The 21,250-nt window shown below is 61.7% G+C and carries 21 protein-coding genes; 12 read left to right on the top strand and 9 right to left on the bottom strand.

Translation table 11 applies throughout. From position 1 onward, the window contains the following. Window positions 1-12: 12 nt before the first annotated feature. Genes NVB75_RS23365 through NVB75_RS23335 form a run of 7 tightly spaced genes read left to right on the top strand, consistent with a single transcriptional unit; the run spans window position 13 to window position 6,478 of the window. Complete coding sequence (locus tag NVB75_RS23365) at window positions 13-1,215, top strand: type II and III secretion system protein family protein (protein ID WP_258343542.1); 1,203 nt, start codon at window positions 13-15, stop codon at window positions 1,213-1,215. Further along, the gene (locus tag NVB75_RS23360) at window positions 1,212-2,402 is read left to right on the top strand and encodes a pilus assembly protein (protein WP_258343540.1); all 1,191 of its coding nucleotides are present in this window, start codon (window positions 1,212-1,214) and stop codon (window positions 2,400-2,402) included. The genes NVB75_RS23365 and NVB75_RS23360 overlap by 4 nt, the downstream gene beginning before the upstream one ends. Beyond that, window positions 2,399-3,664, top strand: coding sequence for a CpaF family protein (locus NVB75_RS23355; RefSeq protein WP_258343539.1), 1,266 nt, complete (start codon window positions 2,399-2,401; stop codon window positions 3,662-3,664). Before NVB75_RS23360 ends, NVB75_RS23355 begins: the two co-directional genes overlap by 4 nt. Before the next feature lie 12 nt (window positions 3,665-3,676). Beyond that, a complete protein-coding gene (locus tag NVB75_RS23350) occupies window positions 3,677-4,561 on the top strand; it encodes a type II secretion system F family protein (protein ID WP_258343537.1) in 885 nt (294 codons plus the stop codon). Between the two features lies 1 nt (window position 4,562). Further along, window positions 4,563-5,447: a type II secretion system F family protein gene (locus tag NVB75_RS23345; RefSeq protein ID WP_258343535.1), complete on the top strand. Its 885-nt coding sequence runs from the start codon at window positions 4,563-4,565 to the stop codon at window positions 5,445-5,447. Between the two features lie 11 nt (window positions 5,448-5,458). Further along, entirely contained in the window at window positions 5,459-6,181 is a 723-nt protein-coding gene (locus NVB75_RS23340; protein ID WP_258343534.1) for a lipopolysaccharide assembly protein LapB, read from the top strand. A gap of 21 nt (window positions 6,182-6,202) precedes the next feature. Beyond that, entirely contained in the window at window positions 6,203-6,478 is a 276-nt protein-coding gene (locus tag NVB75_RS23335; RefSeq protein WP_258343532.1) for a DUF3613 domain-containing protein, read from the top strand. Here the strand turns inward: NVB75_RS23335 and NVB75_RS23330 are convergent. Together NVB75_RS23330 and NVB75_RS23325 are read right to left on the bottom strand one after the other, a co-directional pair. After that, a complete protein-coding gene (locus NVB75_RS23330) occupies window positions 6,475-7,263 on the bottom strand; it encodes a response regulator transcription factor (protein WP_258343531.1) in 789 nt (262 codons plus the stop codon). The genes NVB75_RS23335 and NVB75_RS23330 overlap by 4 nt on opposite strands. A gap of 113 nt (window positions 7,264-7,376) precedes the next feature. Then, complete coding sequence (locus NVB75_RS23325) at window positions 7,377-7,862, bottom strand: prepilin peptidase (protein ID WP_258343530.1); 486 nt, start codon at window positions 7,860-7,862, stop codon at window positions 7,377-7,379. 72 nt (window positions 7,863-7,934) lie between these two features. Here NVB75_RS23325 and NVB75_RS23320 point away from each other — a divergent pair, with 72 nt between their 5' ends. Together NVB75_RS23320 and NVB75_RS23315 are read left to right on the top strand one after the other, a co-directional pair. Continuing rightward, window positions 7,935-8,375: a TadE/TadG family type IV pilus assembly protein gene (locus NVB75_RS23320; RefSeq protein WP_258343529.1), complete on the top strand. Its 441-nt coding sequence runs from the start codon at window positions 7,935-7,937 to the stop codon at window positions 8,373-8,375. Next, window positions 8,372-11,116 (top strand): PAS domain-containing sensor histidine kinase, encoded by a 2,745-nt coding sequence (locus tag NVB75_RS23315; RefSeq protein ID WP_258343528.1) that lies wholly within the window; start codon window positions 8,372-8,374, stop codon window positions 11,114-11,116. Before NVB75_RS23320 ends, NVB75_RS23315 begins: the two co-directional genes overlap by 4 nt. A 2-nt stretch (window positions 11,117-11,118) precedes the next feature. Here the strand turns inward: NVB75_RS23315 and NVB75_RS23310 are convergent, their stop codons facing one another. The 5 genes from NVB75_RS23310 to NVB75_RS23290 form a co-directional block, all read right to left on the bottom strand. After that, window positions 11,119-13,125 (bottom strand): pilus assembly protein TadG-related protein, encoded by a 2,007-nt coding sequence (locus NVB75_RS23310; protein WP_258343527.1) that lies wholly within the window; start codon window positions 13,123-13,125, stop codon window positions 11,119-11,121. Window positions 13,126-13,254: 129 nt separating this feature from the next. Further along, window positions 13,255-13,812, bottom strand: a complete 558-nt coding sequence (locus NVB75_RS23305; protein WP_258343526.1) for a DUF4136 domain-containing protein — start codon at window positions 13,810-13,812, stop codon at window positions 13,255-13,257. 45 nt (window positions 13,813-13,857) lie between these two features. Then, entirely contained in the window at window positions 13,858-14,463 is a 606-nt protein-coding gene (locus tag NVB75_RS23300; protein ID WP_258343525.1) for a DUF4136 domain-containing protein, read from the bottom strand. A gap of 24 nt (window positions 14,464-14,487) precedes the next feature. Beyond that, complete coding sequence (locus NVB75_RS23295; protein ID WP_258343524.1) at window positions 14,488-15,237, bottom strand: methyltransferase domain-containing protein; 750 nt, start codon at window positions 15,235-15,237, stop codon at window positions 14,488-14,490. After that, window positions 15,234-15,539 (bottom strand): MazG-like family protein, encoded by a 306-nt coding sequence (locus NVB75_RS23290; RefSeq protein ID WP_008439012.1) that lies wholly within the window; start codon window positions 15,537-15,539, stop codon window positions 15,234-15,236. The genes NVB75_RS23295 and NVB75_RS23290 overlap by 4 nt, the downstream gene beginning before the upstream one ends. Before the next feature lie 162 nt (window positions 15,540-15,701). Between NVB75_RS23290 and NVB75_RS23285 the strand changes: the two genes are divergently transcribed. From NVB75_RS23285 to NVB75_RS23275, 3 genes are all read left to right on the top strand, one after another. Continuing rightward, complete coding sequence (locus NVB75_RS23285) at window positions 15,702-15,992, top strand: hypothetical protein (protein WP_003212934.1); 291 nt, start codon at window positions 15,702-15,704, stop codon at window positions 15,990-15,992. 294 nt (window positions 15,993-16,286) lie between these two features. Continuing rightward, window positions 16,287-16,589 carry a DUF6124 family protein gene (locus tag NVB75_RS23280; RefSeq protein WP_023659366.1) on the top strand — a complete coding sequence of 101 codons (303 nt, stop codon included), beginning with the start codon at window positions 16,287-16,289 and terminating at the stop codon, window positions 16,587-16,589. 164 nt (window positions 16,590-16,753) lie between these two features. Next, window positions 16,754-18,100, top strand: a complete 1,347-nt coding sequence (locus NVB75_RS23275) for an MATE family efflux transporter (protein ID WP_177041421.1) — start codon at window positions 16,754-16,756, stop codon at window positions 18,098-18,100. Here NVB75_RS23275 and NVB75_RS23270 read toward each other — a convergent pair. Together NVB75_RS23270 and speA are read right to left on the bottom strand one after the other, a co-directional pair. Continuing rightward, complete coding sequence (locus tag NVB75_RS23270; RefSeq protein WP_258343523.1) at window positions 18,084-18,947, bottom strand: alpha/beta hydrolase; 864 nt, start codon at window positions 18,945-18,947, stop codon at window positions 18,084-18,086. The genes NVB75_RS23275 and NVB75_RS23270 overlap by 17 nt on opposite strands. Before the next feature lie 181 nt (window positions 18,948-19,128). Beyond that, entirely contained in the window at window positions 19,129-21,042 is a 1,914-nt protein-coding gene (gene speA, locus NVB75_RS23265; protein ID WP_258343522.1) for an arginine decarboxylase, read from the bottom strand. Window positions 21,043-21,250 lie beyond the last annotated feature (208 nt).

Below are 21,250 nucleotides of genomic sequence, written 5' to 3'. Positions count from 1 at the left end.
AGGATGCCTTGAATGAGCAGTCGTTCCGTGCCGTTTTTTCCACGCGTGCTCTGGGCCATTTTCACCCTGAGCCTGCCCCTCGAGCTGGCCTTCGCAGCCCCGGGCAACTGTGCCAGCCTGGGTCAATTGCCGGCGGTGCTGGAGGTCGGTGAAGGCGTCCAGCAGGCCATCCAGTCTCCGGTGCCGATCACGCGCCTGGCCATTGGCGACCCCAAGATTGCCGATGTGCATGTCAACGGCAGTCAATCGTTCCTGCTCACGGGCATGGCTCCCGGCGCGACCAGCCTGATGGTCTGGACCGGTTGTTCCACAAGCCCGCGCCAGAGCATGGTGTTTGTTCAAGGCAAGGCCACCTCGGCACTGACCAGCCTGGCCCTGTCGCCCTCCGACGACCCTGCACTGCCCAGCCAGGTGCAAACCGATATCCGCTTTGTCGAGGTCAGCCGCACCAAACTCAAAGAGGCCAGCACCTCGATCTTTGGCGGCACGCGCAATTTCCTGTTCGGCAGCCCCGGCACGGGCGCAGGCACCCTGCCGCTGGATAACGGCAGCTTCAATATCGGCTTCGGCAGCGGCCGGTTCGGGGCGCTGATCAACGCTCTGGAACGCAGTGGCTTTGCCTATACCCTGGCCCGCCCCAGCCTGGTCGCCATGAGCGGGCAAAGCGCGACATTCCTGGCCGGTGGTGAAGTGCCCATCCCAGTGCCCAGCACCGGCAGCGACACCATCTCCATCGAGTACAAGGAGTTTGGCATTCGCCTGACGCTGACCCCCACTGTCATCGACCGTAATCGCATCTCCCTCAAGGTCGCGCCGGAAGTCAGCGAACTGGACTACTCCAACGCCGTGCAAATCGAAGGGATCTCCGTGCCGGCACTGACCGTGCGCCGCACAGACACCAGCGTGTCCCTGGCCGATGGGGAAAGCTTCGTCATCAGTGGCCTGATCAGCACCAATAACCGCTCCACCATCAGCAAGTTTCCCGGCCTTGGCGACATCCCGGTGCTCGGCGCGTTCTTCCGGGATTCCAATATCAGCCGCGAAGAAAAAGAGCTGCTGATGATCGTCACCCCGCACCTGGTGCAGCCACTGACAGCGAACGCCCAACTGCCGTCCTTGCCCGGAGAGAAACTGCGTAGCTACGACCCGAACTGGTACCGCCTGTTCTTCCTGGAAAACGGTAATTTCGACCGCCGCACAGGACTGTCCCAATGAGTGAAAGCCTGAGCCAGACTTTTTTGGCAATCACCCGCAACACCACGGATCTGGAATGGCTTCAGGGTGCACTCGCGCCCCTTGGGCAAGTAGTCGGCGCCGGCGGTGGCAGCCTCGACGAGCTGTTGGCGCTGGTGGATGTCACCTTTGCCAACCTGGTGTTTATCGGCCTCGACCGCGAGCACGTGACCACCCAATGTGCCTTGATCGAAGGCGCTCTGGAAGCCAAGCCGATGCTGGCGATCGTTGCCTTGGGCGACGGCATGGACAATCAACTGGTACTCAATGCGATGCGGGCCGGTGCGCGGGATTTCGTCGCTTATGGCTCACGCTCCAGCGAGGTCGCCGGCCTGGTTCGCCGCTTGAGTAAACGCTTGCCGGCCGTCGCCCCCAATGCCCACCTGGGCGGCCTCACCGTGCTTTACGGTACCCAGGGCAACGCCGACGGGGCGCTGATCGCCAGCCACCTGGCGCTCGTGGTGCAAAAAAGCGGACAACACACATTATTGCTCGACCTGGGCCTGCCTCGCGCCGACAGCCTGGCCCTGCTGGGGCTGGAAAGTTCTTTTCATTTCGGCGACGCCCTGCGCCACTTGCGGCGCCTGGACGCAACGCTGATCAACAGCGCCTTCACCGCAGCCGAAGCCGGCCTGCGCATCCTCGCTTACCACGACAACGACGAGCCGCTGGAGCGTACCAGTGCCGCAGAGCTGTACATGCTGCTCAGCGCCCTGCGTCAGCATTTCCAGCACATCGTGGTCAACCTCACCGGCCAGCCGGACAGTGAAGCGTTACGCACCTTTGTCAGCCATTGCGACAAACTGCTGTGGTGTACCGATCAGAGCGTGCCCGACTGCCGTCGCAATCTGGCGGTACTGAACCTGTGGCGGGAAAAAGGCATGAAGCTGGAGCACGCCCGCTTGCTGGTGGACCGATACCTGAAAGGGGCCGCCCCCGACGCCGACGCTTTGAGCAAAAGCTTCGGGCTGGAGGTCATCGCCGTGCTGGCCCTGAGCCCGGAGATTCGCCTGAGTGCAAAGAACCAGGCACAGACCCTGTTTGCACTGGCCCCGCGCGAGCCCCTGACCCAAGCGTTGCGCACCCTGGGCGAGCGCCTGGCGAAGCGCTCCGAAGGCCTGGAAAAACCCTCCACCAACTGGCTCAACCGCCTACTGGGGACCAAATGAGCAGCGAAAAACTGTTCGGCGTTCCCGGGCGTGGCGGCGTCGGCAATACCGATCACGATGGCCTGAAACTGGTGCTGCACCGTTACATCATCGATGCCATCGAAGAGTCGGGGAAAAACCTGCTGGAAGGCACCCGGCAATCCCTGGCGCAGTTTGTGATCGACAAGGTCGCCGAATACATCACGCGCATGCACCTGGCGATTTCCCGCTACGAAATGGAGCGCCTGGCCGAAGAAATCGTCGATGAGCTGACCGGTTTTGGCCCACTGGAAGTGCTGCTGCGCGACCCCTCCGTTACCGAGATTCTGGTCAACGGCCCGCACCGGGTATTTGTCGAGCGCGACGGCCTGCTGCACCAGAGCGATTTGCGTTTCATCGATGACCACCATGTGGAGCGAGTCATGCAACGCATCCTCGCCCCATTGGGTCGGCGCCTGGACGAGTCGTCGCCAATGGTCGATGCGCGCCTGCCCGACGGCAGCCGGGTCAATGCGATCATTCCACCGATTGCGCTGGACGGGCCTTGCCTGTCGATTCGAAAGTTTCGCAAGGACATGCTCAAGAGCAGCGACCTGGTGGCGATGCAGACCATCGACCAATCGATCTTCGAATTCTTCCAGGAGGCCGTCGGCAAGCGCTGCAACATCCTCATCAGCGGCGGTACCGGCACCGGTAAAACCACACTGCTCAATATCCTCAGCCAGTTGATCAACCCCCATGAACGGCTGGTCACCATCGAAGATGTGGCAGAACTGCAACTGGGCCATCCCCACGTTGTGCGCTTGGAAACCCGCCCGCCCAACGCCGAAGGCCATGGTGAGGTGAAAGCCAGCGACCTGATTCGCAACGCCCTGCGGATGCGTCCCGACCGGATCATCCTTGGCGAGATTCGCGGCGTCGAAGTACTCGACGTGTTGACCGCCATGAACACCGGCCACGATGGTTCGATGAGTACGGTGCACGCCAACAACGCCCAGGACGCATTACTGCGCCTGGAAACCCTGGTGGGCCTGACCGGGCGAGTGGTGGCAGAAAAAACCCTGCGCCAAATGATCTGCGCCGCCCTGGATGTGGTGATTCAACTGACGCGCCTGCCTGATGGCCGTCGCTGTGTCAGCGAAGTGGTGGAAGTGGTGGGCGTGCGCGATGACGTGTATGTCACCAACACCCTGTTTCGACACGACAAGCGCAACAGCTTCCTGCGCGAAGCGCTCAACCCGGCCGGCGATAAGCTGCGCCGTGAAAGCCACCTGCCGTTGTAGGAGGCCAATGCGATGATCCTCCCGATTGTGCTCGCGGTCGTTTCCCTGAGCCTGCTGCTGCTGGCGCTGCACCTGATGCGCAGCGGTTTGCGCAAGGCGCAGACCGATCGGGTGCTGGAGCGCCTGGCCGAAGGGCAGCCACATGCCCCGGCCGAAAGAAGCGCGGTCACCCGACTGGAGCGTACGTTCATCCGCGCGGGCCTGGGCAGGCCGACGGAACGCCTCGGTTTGTGGCTGACGCTATGGGCGGTGGGTGTATTGCTGGGCGTGCTTGCGGGCGAATGGCTCGGCTTGCTGGCGATGCTCGTGGTGCCGCCGCTGGCCCTGCGGCTTTACATCGCTTTGCGCTATCAACGGCGATTGCGCCGGATGATCGAGCAATTGCCGCAACTGCTCGATCACGCGGTGCGTAGCCTCAAGTCAGGGCGCACCCTGGCGGATGCGGTGCTGGGCGGTATCGATGCCAGCGAAGACCCGCTGAAGAAGTCCATGGGCCGGATCAAGCGTAACGTTCAACTGGGCGTCAGCCTGCCCGAAGCCGCTGAGGATTTTGCCGAGTTTTACGAACAGGATGAGTTACGTCTGTTTGCCATCGGCCTGAAGGTCAACCATCGCTATGGCGGCAACGCGAGCGAGTTGCTGGAAAACCTGATCAAAATGATTCGCGAGCGGGACCAAGGCGCCCGCCAACTCCGGGCAATGACCGGGGAAACCCGCGTCACAGCTGTGGTGCTGGCGCTATTACCGGTCAGCGTGGCCGGTTACTTCCTGCTGACGAACCCCACCTACCTGGTAGGCATGTGGGCAGACACCAGTGGCCGGCACATGCTGCTGGGCGCGTTTGCCATGCAGATCATCGGTTGCGTGGCGCTGTGGCGCATGCTGAGGAGCGTCTGACATGGTCCTGCTGATCAGTGCATTACTGTTTCTGGCTGCGCTGTTGCTGGTGCTCGCCAACGTGTTGGGCCAGCGCCGCCAGGACCGCCTGGTCACCCAGCGGCTACAGGGCCAAACCGGCCGTGAGGACCGCCTGGGTGAGTGGTTGCGTCAGCTGGGCAGCACGCGACTCGGCCAGCGCACCATCAGCCTCGATAACGAAACCCAGACCCTGCTCAACCGCATCGGCTGGAGAAAGGCCAGCCAGCGCTCCATGTTCGCTGCTTGCCAGGTTGGCGCGCCCTTGCTGTTGCTGGGCCTGACCCTGCTGGTGCAAAGCCTGTTATTTCCCGAGGCCGAGCCGAAATGGCTCGCGCCGTTCCTGGGCCTGGCCATCGGCTACCTGATACCCAAGCGGGTTCTGGCATCCCTGTCCAAACGCCGGCAGGAACAAATCGCGCGCGAAGTGTCGACCTTTATTCCGCTGCTGCGCATTTTGTTTGAGTCGGGCATGGCGGTGGAGCAGACGCTGCGAGTCATGACCAATGAAGCGCAGAAGCTGCTGCCGGTGCTCACCGCAGAATTACGCCTGGTGCTGGTTCGAGTCGACTCCGGCCTGGAGTTGGGAGAGGAGCTGAGCAAAGCCAGCCAACTGTTGAGCGTCGACGAGTTCACCGACACCTGTTCGATTCTCCAGCAACTGCTGCACCAGGGCGGCGGGGCAATGAAGTCATTGCTGGCCCTCAAGCTGTTGCTCGATGACCGACGCCTGACCCGGATGCAGGAATACATTTCCAAGATGTCGGCCAAGATGTCCGTCGTGATGATGGTCTTCCTGTTTCCGGCATTGCTGATCGTTTTGGCCGGCCCCGGCTTTATCGCGATATCGAAGGCCATGGGGCCTTGAGAGGACATGCCATGAAGACACTGATGATCGCGTGCAGCCTGTTGCTGTTGGGCGGCTGCGCCACTAACGGGCAGATGCCGTGGGCGGGCCTGGGTACGCCCGGCAGTTGTGCCAAACCCGGCGCCGACCAGGAACTGTCACTGAACCTGGCCGACGAAATGGCCAACGACGGCAAACTCCACGCCAGCCTGGCCAACCTGCAAAACCTGCCGGAAACCCTGCCTCAGGTACGCCAGCGCAAAGCCAAGGTTTACCGCTTGCTGGGACGCAGCGAAGCCGAACCGCTGTACCGCAGCCTGCTCGGCACCTGCATGGCTGCCGAAGGTGAACATGGCCTCGGCCAACTGGCGGCGGCCAAAGGTGACAACGGTCAAGCCATGGCGCACTTGCAACGCGCGGCCACGCTGTCGCCCACCGATGAAAAGATCCGCAACGACCTGGGCGTTGTGTACCTCAATCAACTGCGCCTGGAAGACGCGCGCTTTGAATTCCTCACGGCTATAGAACTCAAGCAAAGTGATCAACTGGCGGCGGTCAACCTGGTGACGTTGCTGATCTACCAGGACAACTGGGGGCAAGCGGCGCAACTGGTCAGCCGCATGGGCCTGAGCCCGGAACAGGTGACTGACGCCCAAGCGCGGGCACAGCAACTCAAGGCACCCGTATCAATGGCCAAACCGGCAAAAGATCAGGTCGCGGCTGTCAGCGACGTTCCGCAGACGCCGGTCAAATAGGCCTTTCAGGGAGTAAACCAGATGAAACTCAAACTGCTCGCCAACCTGCTGTTAGCCGGCCTGCCACTGAGCGCGCTGGCCATCGAACCGGGGCCTTCTTCGCCCTATCAACAACAGACCGAGGGCTGGCTGCAGATGCAAGTCAGCGGTGAACGGGCATCCGCCCACCCGCAAAAGGCCGCACCCGCTGAACGCGAGCAGGCCATGCAACGTTTACTGGAAAGTTACAAGCATCCTATCCCCGAGTATTTCGAACAGAAACAGGGCGGCAATACCCCCGGTGGCAACAGCAACTAGTGGGCAGTGACGCGCTGGCGGGCCGTCGAATTACTCGGCGATAACGCCAGCGCCAATTGGGTGCGGTTGTGCATATGGGTCAGGCGCAGCACCTGAGACACGTAGAGTTTCACCGTGTTCTCAGTGATGCCCAGCTCACAGGCAATCTGATAATTGGTCTGGCCCTTGCCCACCAACCTTGCGACGTCCAGTTGGCGCGGGGACAACTGATTGAAGATCGCCGGTATTTCAATGCTGTCAGTCTCGCTGACTTCGCCCTCGGCTTCATTCGACAGGGTCGATTGCGGGCTGCTGCGCACCTTGTCGAGGTCATGATAAAGATCGTCGATGGACGCCGAGAGAAACTGCAGCTTCTGGTTCAGATGCCCCAGGTCGAGGTTTTTCTGGCGGTCTTGCAGCGCCACGACCTGGCGTTGCAACCCTTCAAGCAGCTCGCTCAAATTGATCGGCTTCTGGTAGTAATCGGCAATCCCGGCGCGCAGGGCCTTGATGACGTCCTGCTTGTCGGCACGCCCGGTCAACATGATGGCTTCAAACACCCGCTGCTTGCCGGCCAGGCGTTGCAGAGCCTGGACCAGTTCGATGCCATCCATCTCCGGCATGTGCAGATCGCACAGCACCAGGCCGATCTCGGTATCGTCACGAAAACGCTCGATAGCCTGCTGGCTGGAGTTGCAAGGGACACAGCGGTAACCGCTGCTTTCAAGAAATTCGCAAAGCTCTTCCACGATCAGGGGCTGATCATCGACAACGAGCACTTTCACTTCAGATATAAGCTTGTTCACGCGCTACTCCATGCCTGGGCAAGCCAAAGACCGACCGATCCATTCCGACGACTTTCCTATACAGCCTATCCATAAACGTAGACGTACTTTCCTACTATGTACATAGCGATAGCCTACCTGGCGACTAATGGGATCCAAATCCAGGTCAGGCAGAAACCGATCAATAAAAACGGCACGAACGGCTGCTTGGCCGAGCGCGTCGGATGCAGGTACTGCAAGGTGTTCCTAAGCCCCTGATTCATCAGCGGCCATAGCCTGGGGGCCAGCAGCAGCCAAGCCGCGCTGGCGAGGCCTGCGCCGATAAAGGTGCCCAATACGTAGAGGTGGTTGGACGCCAGCGCCAATGCCGCGATCAACTTCACGTCACCGGCACCCAGGCGGCCCAGTGCATAACCTGGCAAGGTAAAGAGCAGCGCCAGGGCAAACGCCCAGCCGCCTTCGGCAGCCGGCGCGCCGAGCCAGGTGGTGCCACTCCAGAGCAGATAAACCAGCGCCAGCAGGCCAGCTCCGAGGGTCAAGCGATTGGAGATCTGACGTACACGAATATCTTGCACAGCGCACAGCGCCAACCAAATGAATAGGACGAGGCTTTGAATCACGTAAAAAAAATCCCTTTTTGCGGAATGATTCTATGCTGATATCAGGTAGTAGCAGTCAGGGTAGACGCAGTCATGAAATATGGCCTCCCCGGAAAACAAAAAGGTGCCGCCGCGCTTGAGTTCGCGATGGTCTTCATGATTTTTTTTGGCGTGTTTTATGGCCTCGTCAGCTACAGCCTGCCGTTGCTGCTGATGCAGTCTTTCACGCAGGCCGCCGCTGAGGGCGTCAGGCGCAGTGTCGCGCTGGACCCTTCCACCGCCAACTACGCCGATGCGATTACCGCCCGTGCCACCGCGGCGGCCCAGGCCCAACTGGGCTGGATCCCCCCCGCGTTCAATTTTCTGCCCTCCTACGTGACGGCCACCTACACCCCGCTCGGCTTGCTGACGGTGAAAATCAACTACCCCTCGGCGAACCTCAAAAACGTGCTACCGTTTCTGGTGTTACCCGGCATTGGTACGGTGCCCAGCCTGCCCACCACGCTTTCTGCCCAATCGAGCCTGCAATTTTGACATCCGGGGACAACCTCTTGGGGCGGCTGCTAGGGCGCAGCAATCATCTGGCGACGGACGCACCGGCAACGATGCCCACGAACGCCGCGTTGCTGATGTACCTGGATGCCCAAGGCCATGTTCTGGAGGTGCACGGCGCCCTTCGACATCGCCTGCAACACCCGCCAGCGCTACAGCAACAGCCGCCACCCCTGCTTGACTACCTGTGTGCAAAGAGCGCCCTGGCGATCGAAGGCGCCCCCGGCGACTGGCAGGGGCATAGCCTGGACCTGGACTTCAAGGGGCTCGCCGGCCAGGTCTTGCATACCCGTGGCTGGATTCAACCCGAGGGCAAAGGCTGGCTTCTGCAATTGCTGGACATCGGTGACCTGGTTGACCAGCGCCACCTCACACTCGCGCGCGAACATCATCAGCGGATAAGCGATCAGATCAGCGAGCAACTGCGGGTATGCAGCCTGACGCGCCTGCCTGAGGTGCTCGGTGACGCGCTGCAAACCATCGCTCAGTCCTGGCACGTCCCCTGTGTCGCAATCGCGGTGCTGGATGAGCAGGACCAGGGCTGGTGGATTCAAGGCCACTACGCGTCACACGACGCACCGGCGCTCTGGAGCCAAGGCCAGGCTCTGGGCACCAGCCTCGACAGCCTGGGCGGCACGGCCCCGGTGAGTCTCAACGTAAACCGGGGCCATAGCGATCATCCAAGGCTGCAAGGGCTGTTTGGCAATGCGGACGGTTTTCTGGTGCCTTACCGGGACGGCCATGGCGTAGGAGCCTGGCTGCTGTGCGGCTTTTATAGCCGCCAGGAACCCAACAGCGAGCGTGACTGGTTACAACTGACCGCCGCCCTCGCCGCGCCGCTGCTGGGCCGCCTGCGCGAACAGCGTCATCAGCAGCAACTGGATCGCCTTGAAGCACTGCAAGGACTGCTCGGCACCGGCTGGTGGGAGCTGCCTCCACACAGTGAAGAGATTGAGCTAGCCCCTCAACTGCTGCATACCCTGAGCCAAGGCGAGGCCACCACACGGCTATCGCTGCCGATGTGGCTCAAGCTGATTCACCCCGCCGACCGGGAAGAACTCGCCAGCCGCCTGCAAGACCTCAAGACCCTGGGCAAGCCGCTCTCGAGCAGCGTTCGCCTGCAACGTGCCGACCCGGCGCAAAACCCCATCTGGTACCGCGTACAGGGGCAAGCGCTGGGCTCGGGGGAGCAGCGTCGACTGGTGGGCTTCATGCTCGACATCAGCGACATAAAAAACCAGGAACAACAGGCCGCCGCCGCCCACGCACGACTGGACAACCTGATCGCCAGTTCCCCCGCCGTGATCTATGTGCAGCGTTACGTCGAGGGCACCCTGCAACCCGTGTTCTTCAGCGACAGCCTGCTGCCGTTGCTCGGCCGTACCCTGGCCGACTTCACCCCCGCGTCGCTCAACCAATGGATCCACCCCGAAGACCGCGACCTCTACTTCGACCGTACCCGCCACCTGCTGCGCGAAGGCCACGTGAGCTGCCGTTACCGGGTGCTCGACAGACAAGGCAACTACCACTGGCTGCTGGATGAAGCCCGGCTGCTGCGCGACGACCTGGGGTTGCCCGTGGAAGCCGTGGGCCTGTGGCTCGACGTCACTGAGTCGACGCTGGCGGCGCAACGGGTCAAGGACAGCGAGGAACGCTACCGGATCCTGGTGGAGGACTCCCCGGCCATGATCTGTCGCTACCGTCCGGACCTGACCCTGACCTTCGGCAATACGCCCCTGGCCCACTACATGGAATGCCGGCCTGAACACCTGCCGGGCATGAACCTCAGCCAGTGGTTGTCCGAAGAACAGCGCGAGGCATTTGTGCAGCGCATCCAGCAATTGACCCCGGAGTTCCCCGTGAGCACTGCCGAAATCAGCCTGCAACTGCCGGGGCGTACCCATGCCTGGTGGGTGTGGTCGGACCGGGGCGTGTTCGACGAACAGGGCCGGTTACAGGAAGTGCAAGCCGTAGGCCGGGACAACACCGAAGTGCGCCGCTCCCAGCAGCAACTGACCCAAAGCGCCAAAATGGCCACCCTCGGCGAAATGGCCACCGGCCTGGCTCACGAGATCAACCAGCCGTTGAATGTGATGCGCATGGCCATCGTCAACGTGCTCAAGCGCTTGAGCAACGGTGATGCACAGATCGACTACCTGACGGAAAAACTCCAGCGCATCGACTCCCAGGTCCAGCGGGCGGCCCGCGTGGTGGACCATATGCGCGTCTTCGGCCGCCGTTCGGAAGTCGAACAGCAGCCCTTCAACCCGACGCAGGCCGTGGAAGGCACCTTGTCGTTGCTCAGTGAGGGCATGCGCGGCAAAGGCGTGGACCTGCGTATTGCGCCGCTGGACGTTACGGTGCAAGTCAAAGGCTATGTCGACCAGTTGGAACAGGTGCTGATCAACCTGATGGTCAACGCCCGCGATGCCCTGCTGAGCAAACGCGAACACCACCACGACCTGCAGCCGTGGATCTCGGTGCAGATCGAGCACGACAGCCGCCACGTACGCATCTGGGTGGAAGACAACGGCGGCGGGATCGACCCGCGCTTGCTGGAGCGGATTTTCGAACCGTTTTTCACCACCAAGCCGATTGGCGTGGGCACCGGCCTGGGATTGTCGGTGAGCTACGGCATTGTCGAAAACATGGGCGGCCGGTTGAGCGTCGCCAACAGTGAACATGGGGCGAAGTTTTGTGTGGAGTTGCCGCTGGTGAGCTAGGCCTAGATCACGAGGTAAGCCTGGCCTGAGTGGCAACTGAGGTTGGCGCCCACCCCGACCTGGTTGAGGTCGATTCCCAGCCCCAACAACAGTGTGTTTACCACCGAGTTAAGCAGGGGTATCAACGTTGCATTCAGCACATTGAGCAGCGCGGTGGTAACACCACTCAAAATTGACCCAAGCCCCCCGATCACGTTGCCCAACAGATTCTCGTTACCGGGAGTCGGCCCGTACATGTTCAGGTTAAGCCCCGGCACCAGTCCATTTACCGGGTCCGTCAAGCCACTGACAATATTGGTGGTGCTGTAGCTGTAGTAATACGGCGGCTGCGAGATCTCCGGCAAATTGGGCGACGTGTAGGTGTGAGGAACGCCGGAGGCACCGCCTACCTGAATATTGGCCGACAACCCCAAACCGCCACCGACCGAGGGCGTGTTTGAACAAAACACGATCAACGTGCAGGTGCGAGTGCCAATATCCACGACCTTCAAGGGCGCCACCACCACCGTGGGGGGCGTGGGGCCGGGGCCAAAAACGCTGCTGGAGTCAATCTTGCCCATCCTCAGGTTCACCAAGGAGGTATTAGTGGCAGTGGTCAGGCTTTTATTGGTAGGGCTGGGGCACGTGTAGCCCGTGACCCAACTGCTGGCACTGGCGGCATCCAGCTCGATATCGATACCCACCGGTGGCGGCAACACTTGAATAAACGGGGACGTGCACGAGACCGCGCAAGTCAACGAGTTGATGACGCCAACCAAGTTGAGATTGAGTAACGCCGTGAGGGTGCCCAGCAACGGCGAAACCAGCCCGGTGACTGCGTTTGTGAGGGCAGAGACCGTATTGAGTACCGGCAAATTAACCGACAGCTTCGTGCGTAACTGGCCGGTTTGTACGTAAATCCGGTTCGGGCCGAAGCGAGTGTCTTGCCCCGCTGCCGTAGCGCGGGCCGGGTTACCGATGGCCGACATTTGCGGCGGCTGTAACACCTGAACACTGGCAGTGATTTGCGCAACCCCGGGCAGGTTGATGGGAAAACTGGCCACCAGGCCGTTTTTCTTGTTGGCCAGTTGTACGAAACCTTGAATCAGGTCAAACACCCGCATGTTGACCGCCAGGGCGGCGACATTGCTGCCACTCTCGATCGACAGGACATTGCCCAGCACCACTTGGGTCGCCCCCGCCGCTATTTTCAGGGCTTGCAGGCTGACGATGGTCGCGGTGCCCGTCAACGTATGGGTGGGGTCCAGCACATTGATTGCCGATTGAATCAACTGGCCAACCGAGATCGTGTTACCCAACACTTCGGTATAGCCGCCGGCGGTCAGTCCCAGGTCAAGTTTCAACTGGTCCAGGTAACTCAGCAGCGAGATATTGGTGTTGATCAGGCCGTTCCAGCCCGCTACCGAAATGTTCAACGCACCGCCCAACAAGCCGCCGGTCAGGCCGTTAAGCATTGGCGCGTTGGTCGAATCCACGACCAGGGCCGTGCTGCGAATGGTCAATGCCGCCAGTGGTGGCCCCAATGCCGCAACGGCCGTCGCGCTGACGGTCGTCTGTGTCGCCATGGGTACGCCGTTGAGCAGGTTCCATAGGCCGCCGGCGACGCTGGTCGTCACGGTCTCGGAAGCCACCACCTGGATCGCCTCGTTTTTCGTGGCGTCGGCGCTGAATACCCGAAGATTGCTCGCATTGGTCACCAGGGTGCCGCAGGTGACGGTGAGTGCACGGGTGTTCGCGACAACCGTGAAGCCATTACGTGTCGCGTTCTGAGTGGCGTAATCGTTGGCGGTGGTCCCCGTCGCACATTGCCCGCCGCGATTGGCCGACTCCAGCGCCGCCGTATCCGCGATGGACTGCAACTTGCGCTTTTCCAGATACAGCCGGCTGCTGTCGATGACCACCAACAGAAACACCAGCGCCATGCCCAGGGTCAGGGCCGCCATCAACCCAATCGCACCACGCTGCCTTGCATGCCCGGCCAGGCGGCCGGAACGAAGTCGGGGAGACATCGAGCACTCCTTTGCCGGCACACTGCCGAGCGCTTACTCTCCTGTGTTGCTTGGGAGTGTAGACAACAGCGGCGGGGGCTGCAGGCCAGTCGCCATGGGCAGGCGACTGGCGGAGGGCAGATTAACGAATCAATGCGGCGGGTAGTTGGACAGCACCTTCGTCACCGTCGCACGAATAGCTGCGCTGCGGTCCTGTGGCTCGGGGGAACTGGCGAGGATTTGCTCATCGCTGCCGCGCCACACGAGTTTGCCGTCCTTGCCGTCCAGCAAATCAATCTGGATGGTGGCCACCTTGTAGGTGATGCTGCGGGTTTCGTTGTACATCGGCGCGCCCCAGTAACCATTCCACGGGCCGCCCCAGGCGCCGCCGTAGTTGGTGGTGACTTGTTGCTGGCGGTCTTCGACGATCAGGTAAGTCTGCACATTCAGGTCAGCCTTGGTACCCGGCGCCGCAGGGCGCAGGCCACGCTGGTCGAGTTGCTCGCCCACGGCCTGGCGGATGCGCTGCTCGGTGAGGTCACTCTTGATCCGCGGGTCATCCGGGCGGTATTGCAACGCCGGCTCTTTCCAGCTCCAGCTGCGGTACGCGCCAAAGTCCCGGCTGGCGTCGAAATCATGGTTGACCTGGCTGGTCTGGCAACCGCCCAGCAACACAACAACAGCAAGTGCAGCAATACGACGAAGCATGGTTGTTCTCCAAAAGACGATCCGGGCCTGAGATGAGAATAGCTGCTAACTGGGTGGGTAGGCAGTCATTGCCTTTTGCATCGCCTCACGCAGGGAGTCGGCCCGTTCGCTGAGGCTGCCCTGGCTCGTGGTTTCGGCGCTGGTGCTCCATACCGGCTGGCGGGTGCGCGCGTCGAACAGGCTGATGCGCGCCACGGCCACCGTCACTTCATAAGTGCGCACCACCGGCACACTGTTGTACATGCCGTAGCCGTTGCCGTAGCGGTTATAGCCGCCGTAACCGTAGCCGTAGTCGTCCTGGACCTGGCGCAGGCGTTTTTCCAGGCGCACGTCGGCGCTTACCAGCAGGTCGGGGGTGCGATTGTCATGCAAGGGGCGCAGGCCGCGCTGATCGAGGGCGCCGCTGACGGCCTCGGCAATCTGCGCCGAATCGGCCCAGGCCGAGCCCGCCGGCAGTTGGTTGTTGAGCCAGGCCCAACTGCGGTAGGCGCCATAGTCGCGCACCGGCGCCGGGTAGGCGCTGGCATCAAAGGTGTTGGCCGCCTGGGCAGGCGCCGGCGGCATCGGGGCGGATGCCGCCACATACGGGTTGTTGCTCTGGCAACCCGCCAGGCCCAGGCCCAGCAGAATCAGTCCAAGACAGCGCTTCATTTCGACCTCCGCAGACTGGGCCGCTTAAACCGGACGGCAGATCCAGTGCAAATAACGCCCAAGTCCGGCAAAGCTTGGGTGACGACGGTGTGCGAGCTCCATCTCCAACAAATCCTGCAACTCGGCCCGGGCCTGGAATTCCACCGGCATATAGTCGTGGAACACCCGCACGCCACTCTGGGTTTCGACCTGCCACAGGCCCTCTAGTTGCGTCGCCAATTCCCGTGGGTCCAGGGGTTGTTGCGGCGTGAGGCTCTGCTTTTCGCCGGCCATGTCGTTCTTGCGCATTTTGCGGAAGTGGCCTTTGAGCAGGTTGCGGTAAATCAAGGCATCGCGGTTATAGAAGGCCAGCGACAGCCAGCCACCGGGCGCGGTCAACTGGTGCAGCACCGGCAGAATCGCGTGGGGTTCGGCCAGCCATTCCAGCACGGCATGGCACAGCACCAGGTCGTAGGGCTCGGTGAGCTGACCCAGCAGGTCCTGCCAGGGCGCCTGAATGAAGGTGGCGGTCTGCCCGGCTTCGGCAAAACGCTGGCGGGCGCCTTCGAGCATCAGCTCGGCGGGTTCGGCCAGGGTTACATCGTGGCCACGCTCGGCCAGCCACAGCGACATATGCCCCAGCCCTGCGCCGATATCCAGTACCCGCAGCGGACGATCCGGCAACGCTTCAATCAGATCGGCTTGCAGCACCGCCAGGCGAATCGCGCCCTTGGCACCGCCGTAGATCTTCTCGGCGAAACGGGTGGCCAACTGGTCGAAATGACGGTCGCTCATTTGGCAAACCGCCGTTCGCTGTCAGCCAGCTTGGCCTGTACCACCTGATCCATGTCCAACCCCAATTCGCTGCACAACAGCAGCAGATACAGCACAATGTCACCCACTTCCTGGCCGGCATGGGCGAGTTTGTCGGCGGGTAACTCGCGCGACTGGTCTTCGCTCAACCATTGGAAAATCTCCACCAGCTCGGCCATTTCGACGCTGGCGGCCATCGCCAGGTTCTTGGGGCTGTGGAACTGCTTCCAGTCGTTGGTATCGCGGATGCGGTGCAGGCGTTCGGTGAGGTGGTCGAGATTCATGGGGCGCTCCTGAAGGTGTATAGCTTCGGGCGCAAGCCGCGCGAAGGCAAGTGAATCCCTGCGGCCCGTAAACCTCTATGCTAGAAGGGAACTAGCTTGGGCCAATAACGAACAAAGGCTCAGGTTCGGCAGCTACGCCCACCGTCTTATCAGGACACACACATGCAAACAGACTTTTTCGGATGGCTGGGTCTCAAGATCGGCCAGATCATCCACTTTATCGTCGAGTTGTTCAGCGGGCTGTTCAATACCTTGTCCCACGCGGGCGGCGACTTTGTCGACGGGCTGTCCAGATCCTTGGGGATGGACACCTCGATCATCAGCATCCTCATGCTGATTATCGGCCTGATGCTGTTGTACTCGGCGGTGCGCGCGTTTATGCGGGCTTCGATCATCATGGGGATTATCTGGTTGATGCTCGGGCTCTGGGTGCTCAGTTGGGTGGTGCATTAATAAAGGGCCAGCAAGGCAAATCCCTTTAATTTGAGGGACGTTTCCGAGACAATCTTTCAGCCTTGTGCCTGCCAGGACCGGTGGCTAGTCTTCGCTCCTTCACTGCCTATCAGTGATCGGGTTTAGTCGCCCGGAATTAGTGAGCGCAAGTTGTCGCCATGCTTCATGGCGGCTGTGCGCAGGGCACCTTCGGGTGCGCCGGGTTCCACTAGCCGGTCGACTAACCTGCGTACAGCCGCCACCCTCGTTTAGTCGCGCGGGTGTCAGCTCCTTACCTACTAGTGGAGTTACACCATGCACAAGCTTGTTCCCGACCCACCCAGCGACCTCCTCAACGACCGCGCCGCCTTCAATCGCGCCCTCGAACATTACCTGCCATCCCAAGGCTTCCACACCATCAACGAAGACCTGAGCTTCGAAGATTCCCTGCTCTACACCGCCAGCCTGCTGAGCAGCGCCTCGGCTACCGCGCTTGATTGCGGCGAACTGCTGGAAAGCCCGCAGCGGGCGAAGATCCTGGCGGTTTGGCATCTGCTGGAAATTGCCAAGACCACTGTCGACCGCTCCATCGAATGCCTGCACCCGCGCAAAACCTGACACTACGCGGTCAAAACTGTGGGAGCGGGCTTGCTCGCGAAGGCGGTGGATCAGCCAATACATCCGGCGACTGACACACCGCTTTCGCGAGCAAGCTCGCTCCCACATTGGATCTGCGGCGCAGCTAATGGACAGTTACACTACCGCTCCCCAAAGGAGCCCGCATGACTTCCCTGCTAACCGACTGGCGCGACCGCCCCACCCACCGCCGCGTGTGGGCCCTCGCCGCGCCGATGATCCTGTCGAACATTTCCGTGCCGCTGGTAGCGCTGGTAGACAGCATGGTCATCGGCCACCTGCCCCACGCCCATCAACTCGGTGCCGTGGCCGTCGGGGCCAGCCTGTACACCTTCCTCGCCTGGGCCATGGGCTTCCTGCGTATGGGCTCCACCGGGTTTGCCGCCCAGGCTGCCGGGCGCGGTGATGGGGCCGCGCTGCGGCAGATTCTGTTGCAGGGACTGCTGTTGGCGCTGGGCCTGGCGATGTTGCTCGGCAGCATCGGCATCCCGTTAAGCGGCCTGGTGCTGGACTGGATGCAGCCCTCGCCCGAGCTGAACCAGCTGACCCGCGAATTCTTCCACACCCGCCTCTTCGGCCTGCCCGCCGCCCTGGCCAGCTACGCGCTGGTGGGCTGGTTCCTCGGCACCCAAAACGCCCGCGCACCGCTGGCGATTCTGCTGACCACAAACCTCGTCAACATCGCCCTCAACCTGTGGTTCGTGCTGGGCCTGGATTGGGGTGTGGTCGGCTCGGCCCGGGCCTCGGTGATCGCCGAATGGACCGGCGCCCTCCTTGGCCTGGCCCTCACCCAAAAAGCCCTGCGGGCCTACCCCGGCCATATCGCCTGGGCCGCGCTCAAGCTCTGGCAAAGCTGGCGCCCGCTGCTGGCGGTGAACCGCGATATCTTCATCCGCAGCCTGGCCCTGCAATCAGTGTTTTTCATGATCACCGTGCAAGGCGCCAGACTGGGTGATGCGACGGTGGCGGCGAACGCGCTGCTGCTTAACGGTTTGTTGCTGACGGCTCACGCCCTGGACGGATTGGCCCACGCGGTGGAGGCGTTATGCGGCCACGCCATTGGCGCCCACGACCGCCAGGCCCTGCGCCGTTCGCTGGTGGTGGCCTGTGGTTGGTCGCTGCTGGCCAGCGTCGGTTTCGCGATCCTGTTCGCCGTGTTCGGCCACCTGTTTATCGCCATGCAAACCGACATCCCGAGCGTGCGCGAAACCGCCGACATCTACCTGCCCTACCTCGCCGTGCTGCCGTTGATCGCCGTGTGGAGCTACCTGCTGGACGGCCTGTTCATAGGCGCCACCCGCGCCCGGGAAATGCGCAACGGCATGCTGCTGACGGTGGTGATTGTGCTGCCCTTCGCCTGGGCCTTGCAGGGCCTGGGCAACCACGGCTTGTGGATAACCTTCCTGTTGTTCATGGCCCTGCGCAGCCTGACGCTGTGGGCAATTGCCTGGCGCCTGAACAAGCAGGACCGCTGGCTTACTGGCCCGGCGTGAACGTGATAAACGCCGTGACCCGGTCCAGCACGGGCGCCAGCCAGCGCAGCGGCCGGGACATCGACGCCACCAATGTGGCGTGGCTGGTCTTGGTGAAGTAGAACTCCTCCACCGGCACACCCGCCGCTCGCAGCTTTTTCGCCAACCCGCCGGTGTTGCGCTTGGGGTTGACCAGGTTGTCGTCCACCGAAGCAATCAACAGGCTGGGGGGTGCGCTTTGGCTCACGTGGTTGATGGGTTGGGAATCGGGCGGCGAGTCCGGGTAGAAGAACACCGGGCGCACATCACGGTTTTCAATCGGCAGGAAATCATACGGCCCGGCGAGGCCGATCCAGCCTTTGAAGATTGACGGCGACAGGCCGACCCCGGCCAGCCACTGCGGGTCCAGCGCCAGCATTGCCGCGTTATAGGCACCGGAGCTGTGGCCCATCACATAAAGCTTGCGGGGATCGCCGCCGTACTCGGCACTGTGCTGATGCGCCCAGGCGACCGCTTGGGCGCCGTCCTGCAAAAACAGTGGGTAACGCACTTGCGGGTAAAGCCGGTAGTCGGCGATCACCACCACGATTCCACGGGAGGCCAACGCTTCGCCGACAAACCCGTAGTCATCCTTGGAACCGCTGTTCCAGCTGCCGCCATAGAAAAACACCACGACGGGCGCGTCGGGCAAGGCGGTGACGGGACGGTAGATATCGAGTTTCTGGCGGGGGTCATCGCCGTAGGCAATGGAGGAGGTTTTGGTGAAGGTGTTGGTGGGGGTGAGTGCGTTGAGCACTTTGATCGGGGAGCAGGCTGCGAGCAGCGTCGCGATGGCCAAGGTGAACACTTGCAGGAGCTTTTTCGACATTATTCAGGCCCTATAAAAACTGCAGGACTTGCGGCGATCCAAATGTGGGAGCGGGCTTGCTCGCGAAGGCGGTGTATCAGTCTGCACATGTATTGACTGACACACCGCCTTCGCGAGCAAGCCCGCTCCCACACTGGATCTCTGTCACGTTGAGATCTTTGTCAGCCTGGGAGCGGTGTACTTACGAGGACAGGTACGACGAACGCGTCAAACCAAGACGCAGCGCATCCAGGAACTGAGTCCGCTCCGCCGCCGTGATCTTCGCGCTGGCGCACTTGTCACGGTAGTGAGTCATCAACTCCTCCGGCGACAAGTGCACGTAGCGCAGCATGTCTTCGATGGTGTCGTGGGTCTCGATCCCGGCGCTGTACACCGAACCGTCATCACGCTGGTAGATGTTCACCGAGTCGGTGTCACCGAACAGGTTGTGCATGTCACCGAGGATTTCCTGGTAGGCACCCACCAGGAAGATGCCCAGCAGGTAATCTTCACCCTCGTTCACAGCGTGCACCGGCAGGCTGGTCTCGATGCTTTGCTCATCCACGTACTGCTTGATCTTGCCGTCGGAGTCGCAGGTCAGGTCTTGCAGCACGGCGCGGCGCAGCGGCTCTTCGTCGAGGCGATGCAGCGGCAGGATCGGCAGTACCTGGCCGATGGCCCAGGTGTCCGGCAGGCTCTGGAATACCGAGAAGTTGCAGATGTATTTGTCGGCCAGCTTGTCGTTGAGTTCGTCCAGCACTTGGCGATGGGAGCGCTGGCGCGCCTTCAACGAGTTGTGCAGGCGGCGGCACACGGCGAAGTAGCATTGCTCGGCCAGGGCCTTTTCGGCGAGGGTCATTTTGCCGTCAGCGTACTGGGTGGCCACATCGCTCATGTAGTGTGTGGCGCGCCAGTAGGTTTCGGTGACCATTTCAATGTCGGTCGGGCCCAGCAGGTCCACCAGCCATTGCACGGTTTCCGGCAGGCTTTCCTTGTTCTCGATCAGCGGCACGTCGTCGTTGTGCTTCTCGACGTCGGTAACTTGCACCACCAGCATGGCGTGGTGGGCAGTCAGGGAACGGCCGCTCTCGGAGAAGATGTTCGGGTGCGGCAGGCTCTGCGCGTCGCAGAATTCCTTGAGCATGCCCACGACCACGCCGGCGTAGTCGTCCATGTCGTAGTTGATGGAGCTGGCGTTACGCGAGTGGGTACCGTCGTAGTCCACACCCAGGCCGCCGCCCACGTCGATGTGGTCCACCGGCAGGCCGAGGTTGCGCAGTTCGCCGTAGTAACGAATGGCTTCCTTGAACCCGTGCTGGTAGTCGGCCAGGTTGGCGATCTGCGAACCCATGTGGAAGTGCAGCAGGCGGATGCCCTGGTCCAGGCCCGCCGCGCGGAAGCGCTCGACCACCGACAGCAGTTGCGCCGCCGACAGACCGAATTTGGATTTCTCGCCACCGGTGTCTGCCCACTTGCTCGACGCCAGGGACGACAGCCGCACCCGCAGGCCCACCTGTGGCTTGACCTTGAGGTTGGCGGCTTCTTCGATCACCAGGCCGACTTCGGATTCTTTCTCGATCACGATGAACACGTTGTGGCCGAGCTTCTGGCCCATCAGCGCGAGGCGGATGAACTCACGGTCTTTGTAACCGTTGCAGACGATGGTGCCGCCTTTCGGGGCCAGGGCCAGCACGGCCAGCAGCTCAGGCTTGGAGCCGGCTTCCAGGCCGATGGACACGTCCTGGGTGGCGATGATGTTCTCGATCACCGCTTCCTGCTGGTTCACCTTGATCGGGTACAGCGCGGTGTATTTGCTCTGGTATTCCAGGCGCTCGATATTGGAGTCGAACGCGCCGGTCAGCTGGCGCACGCGATCTTGCAGGATGTCGGGGAAGCGCACCAGCAACGGCAGGGACAGGCCGCTTTTGCGCAGCTCGTCTACTTGCTCGTACAGGTCGACAGGCGTGCTGTTCGGGCCGTTCGGACGGACTTCAACGCGACCGGCATCATTGATCGCGAAATACCCGGCCCCCCAATGGCGAATCCCGTAAACACTGCGGCTGTCCGCAACTGTCCATTGGCTGCCATCGTCTTTGCGTGTGCGTCGTACGGACATCGAAGTCCCCTATAAATGAAGTCGAAGTGCACCGGCCTGATCAGAGGCTGGCGCAGTCTAAAGAATGAAAATGACGATTTGCCTGTGAGAGGGGTAGACCCCACTTGCAGGACAGAGTTTAGACACCGGTCAGGAACAGGCTCTGTGAAAACCATGGAGACGACAGTTCGCGTTCAGCAAGCGGGTCATCGGGGTGGTTTTCACAGAG

The organism is Pseudomonas sp. CBS (genome assembly GCF_024734645.1).
Taxonomy (GTDB): domain Bacteria; phylum Pseudomonadota; class Gammaproteobacteria; order Pseudomonadales; family Pseudomonadaceae; genus Aquipseudomonas.
This window is presented reverse-complemented; position numbering and strand designations above follow the sequence as displayed.

What these genes read in the sequence shown, in the direction of transcription:
- NVB75_RS23290 (WP_008439012.1), bottom strand. Translation starts at nt 15,539, where the DNA reads ATGAATCTCGACCACCTCACCGAACGCCTGCACCGCATCCGCGATACC.
- NVB75_RS23355 (WP_258343539.1), top strand. Translation starts at nt 2,399, where the DNA reads ATGAGCAGCGAAAAACTGTTCGGCGTTCCCGGGCGTGGCGGCGTCGGC.
- NVB75_RS23285 (WP_003212934.1), top strand. Translation starts at nt 15,702, where the DNA reads ATGCAAACAGACTTTTTCGGATGGCTGGGTCTCAAGATCGGCCAGATC.
- NVB75_RS23275 (WP_177041421.1), top strand. Translation starts at nt 16,754, where the DNA reads ATGACTTCCCTGCTAACCGACTGGCGCGACCGCCCCACCCACCGCCGC.
- NVB75_RS23345 (WP_258343535.1), top strand. Translation starts at nt 4,563, where the DNA reads ATGGTCCTGCTGATCAGTGCATTACTGTTTCTGGCTGCGCTGTTGCTG.
- NVB75_RS23340 (WP_258343534.1), top strand. Translation starts at nt 5,459, where the DNA reads ATGAAGACACTGATGATCGCGTGCAGCCTGTTGCTGTTGGGCGGCTGC.
- NVB75_RS23295 (WP_258343524.1), bottom strand. Translation starts at nt 15,237, where the DNA reads ATGAGCGACCGTCATTTCGACCAGTTGGCCACCCGTTTCGCCGAGAAG.
- NVB75_RS23350 (WP_258343537.1), top strand. Translation starts at nt 3,677, where the DNA reads ATGATCCTCCCGATTGTGCTCGCGGTCGTTTCCCTGAGCCTGCTGCTG.
- NVB75_RS23270 (WP_258343523.1), bottom strand. Translation starts at nt 18,947, where the DNA reads ATGTCGAAAAAGCTCCTGCAAGTGTTCACCTTGGCCATCGCGACGCTG.
- NVB75_RS23300 (WP_258343525.1), bottom strand. Translation starts at nt 14,463, where the DNA reads ATGAAGCGCTGTCTTGGACTGATTCTGCTGGGCCTGGGCCTGGCGGGT.
- NVB75_RS23335 (WP_258343532.1), top strand. Translation starts at nt 6,203, where the DNA reads ATGAAACTCAAACTGCTCGCCAACCTGCTGTTAGCCGGCCTGCCACTG.
- NVB75_RS23360 (WP_258343540.1), top strand. Translation starts at nt 1,212, where the DNA reads ATGAGTGAAAGCCTGAGCCAGACTTTTTTGGCAATCACCCGCAACACC.
- NVB75_RS23320 (WP_258343529.1), top strand. Translation starts at nt 7,935, where the DNA reads ATGAAATATGGCCTCCCCGGAAAACAAAAAGGTGCCGCCGCGCTTGAG.
- NVB75_RS23305 (WP_258343526.1), bottom strand. Translation starts at nt 13,812, where the DNA reads ATGCTTCGTCGTATTGCTGCACTTGCTGTTGTTGTGTTGCTGGGCGGT.
- NVB75_RS23365 (WP_258343542.1), top strand. Translation starts at nt 13, where the DNA reads ATGAGCAGTCGTTCCGTGCCGTTTTTTCCACGCGTGCTCTGGGCCATT.
- NVB75_RS23280 (WP_023659366.1), top strand. Translation starts at nt 16,287, where the DNA reads ATGCACAAGCTTGTTCCCGACCCACCCAGCGACCTCCTCAACGACCGC.
- speA (WP_258343522.1), bottom strand. Translation starts at nt 21,042, where the DNA reads ATGTCCGTACGACGCACACGCAAAGACGATGGCAGCCAATGGACAGTT.
- NVB75_RS23310 (WP_258343527.1), bottom strand. Translation starts at nt 13,125, where the DNA reads ATGTCTCCCCGACTTCGTTCCGGCCGCCTGGCCGGGCATGCAAGGCAG.